The sequence below is a fragment of the Nocardioides sp. genome, assembly GCF_031422975.1.
Classification (GTDB): Bacteria; Actinomycetota; Actinomycetes; order Propionibacteriales; family Nocardioidaceae; genus Nocardioides.
The window spans coordinates 1-2,551 of sequence record NZ_JANPEO010000018.1 but is presented as its reverse complement, the minus strand read 5'-3'; the positions used below and the strand labels follow the sequence as shown (position 1 = coordinate 2,551).

The 2,551-nt window shown below is 71.0% G+C and carries 2 protein-coding genes; one reads left to right on the top strand and one right to left on the bottom strand.

Annotated features, from left to right (window positions below):
* Positions 1-189 precede the first annotated feature (189 nt).
* Positions 190-687, top strand: a complete 498-nt coding sequence (locus RMO85_RS00650) for a MarR family transcriptional regulator (RefSeq protein WP_310525809.1) — start codon at positions 190-192, stop codon at positions 685-687.
* Position 688: 1 nt separating this feature from the next.
* Here the strand turns inward: RMO85_RS00650 and RMO85_RS00645 are convergent, their stop codons facing one another.
* Positions 689-2,482, bottom strand: coding sequence for an ABC-F family ATP-binding cassette domain-containing protein (locus tag RMO85_RS00645; protein ID WP_310525808.1), 1,794 nt, complete (start codon positions 2,480-2,482; stop codon positions 689-691).
* Between the last annotated feature and the right edge of the window lie 69 nt (positions 2,483-2,551).

The window sequence follows — 2,551 nt, the reverse complement described above, 5'->3', positions numbered from 1 at the left end:
GACGACCAGGCCCGGGCCGGCCGACAACTGACCGTCGACGCTACCGAACGGTACGGCTGCCTCCGGCGCGATTGCCCCACCCGACTGTTCGGTAGCGCGAGGGGGCAGGCACGGTGCGGCTCCCGTTACCGCGGGCGCGGGCATATGTCTCGATGTCAAGATTCTCGATCGGTCTGACAGACTGCCGCCATGCGCGACGAAGTGGACAGCCTGGTCGAGGCCTGGGCGTGCGAGCGCAGCGACCTCGACCTCGGGCCCCTGGAGGTGTTCAGCCGCATCAGCAGGCTGGCCCGCCATCTCGACCTGGCCCGCCGCGATGCCTTCACGGCCCACGCCGTCGAGTCCTGGGAGTTCGACGTACTGGCCGCGCTGCGGCGCGCGGGGGCGCCGTACGAGCTCTCTCCCGGTCGTCTGCTGCGCGAGACCCTGGTGACCAGCGGCACCATGACCAACCGTGTCGACCGCCTCGCCGGTCGCCGCCTGGTCGAGCGACTGCCCGACCCCCGCGATCGTCGTGGCGTGCTGGTTCGCCTCACGCCCGAGGGCAAGGCCACCGTCGACGGGGCCTTCGGTGCCCTGCTCGAGGCCGAGGCCGAACTGATCGCCGCCCTGCCGGTCGACGATCAGACCGCGCTGGCGTCGCTGCTGCGCACGCTGCTCGTGCCGTTCAGCACGTCCGAGGCCTGACCTACTGCAGGAGCTCGGACGCCTCGAGCCACTCGTGCTCGAGACTCTCCTTCTCCTCCTGCACGGCGCTGAGCTGCTTGCCGAGGTCGGCCAACCGGTCGAAGTCGGTCAGGGACGCGGCCAGCTCGTCGTTGAGCGCCTTCTCCTGCTTGTCGATACGCGCGATCTGCTTCTCGATCCGGGAGACGGCCTTGCGGGCGTCCCGCTCCTCCGCCGAGCCCGACTTGACCTTCGCGGGCCCCGCCCCGGTCCCGCCGGAGGCGGTCGACGCGTCGGTCATGGCGCGCGACGCCACCGAGTCGAGGCCGGCGGCTCGCCGCTCGAGGTACTCGTCGACTCCGCGCGGCAGCATCGAGATCTGGCCGTCGCCCAGCAGCGCCCACACCGAGTCGGTGACCCGCTCGAGGAAGTAGCGGTCGTGGGAGACCACGATCAGCGTGCCCGGCCAGCCGTCGAGGAAGTCCTCGAGGACGTTGAGGGTGTCGATGTCGAGGTCGTTGGTGGGCTCGTCGAGCAACAGCACGTTGGGCTCGTTGAGCAGCAGCTTGAGCAGCTGGAAGCGGCGGCGCTCGCCACCGGAGAGGTCGCCCAGACGCGCCGTGAGCTTGTCGCCGGTGAAGCCGAAGCGCTCGAGCATCGAGGTCGCGGTGATGTCGGATCCGGTGGCGGTGCGCGTCACGCGCGCGATCGCCTCGATCGTCGGCAGCACCCGGCCGTTGGGGTCCACCTCGTCGATGTCCTGGGTGAGGTGCTCCATCGCGATGGTGCGGCCGTGCTTGACGCGGCCCGCGGTGGGCAACAGGCCGCCGGCGATCAAGGAGAGCACCGACGTCTTGCCGGCACCGTTGACGCCCACGATGCCGACCCGGTCGCCCGGGCCGAGCCGCCAGGTCGCGTTCGTCAGCAGCCGGCGCTCACCGCGGGCCAGGTCGACGTGCTCGATGTCGATGACGTCCTTGCCGAGCCGTTGGGCGGCGAACTTCTGCAGCTCCAGCCGGTCACGCGGCGGCGGCACGTCCTCGATCAGCTGGTTGGCCGCCTCGATCCGGAACTTCGGCTTCGCCGTCCGCGCGGGGGCGCCGCGACGAAGCCAGGCGAGCTCCTTCTTGACGAGTTGCTGGCGGCGCTGCTCGGACGCGCCGGCCTGGCGCTGCCGCTCCGCCTTGGCCAGCACGAACGACGCGTAGCCGCCCTCGTAGGAGTCGACCACGCCGTCGTGGACCTCCCATGTCGTCTGGCAGACCTCGTCGAGGAACCAGCGGTCGTGGGTGACGACGACCAGCGCCGAGGACCGCTGGACGAGGTGTCCCGCGAGCCAGGCGACGGCCTCCACGTCGAGGTGGTTGGTGGGCTCGTCGAGCACGATCAGCTCGTGCTCACCGAGCAGCAGGGCGGCCAGCGAGCACCGGCGACGCTCGCCACCCGAGAGGCCGAGGACAGGCCGGTCGAGGGAGACGCCGGCCAGCAGCTCGGTGACGACGCCGCGCATGGTCGAGTCGGCGAGCCACTCGTGGTCGGCGCGCCCACCGAGGACGGCCTCGCGCACGGTGTGCGTGTCGACGAGCTCGTCGCCCTGGTGCAGGTAGCCGATCAGCAGCCCCCGCGACATCGAGACCCGCCCCGTGTCGGGTTCCTCCAGGCCGGTCATCACCTCGAGCAGCGTCGTCTTGCCGTCGCCGTTGCGGCCGACGATGCCGATGCGCTCGCCCTCGCCGACGCCGAGCGAGACGTCGGTGAGCAGCGGGCGCACGCCGTAGGCCTTGGACACACGTTCGAGGTTGAGAAGGTTGGACATTTAGGCGTACTCCACTACGTGGGCGCCGGCGACCGGGCCGTTGGCGACGAGGACGACCGGGTCCCCGAC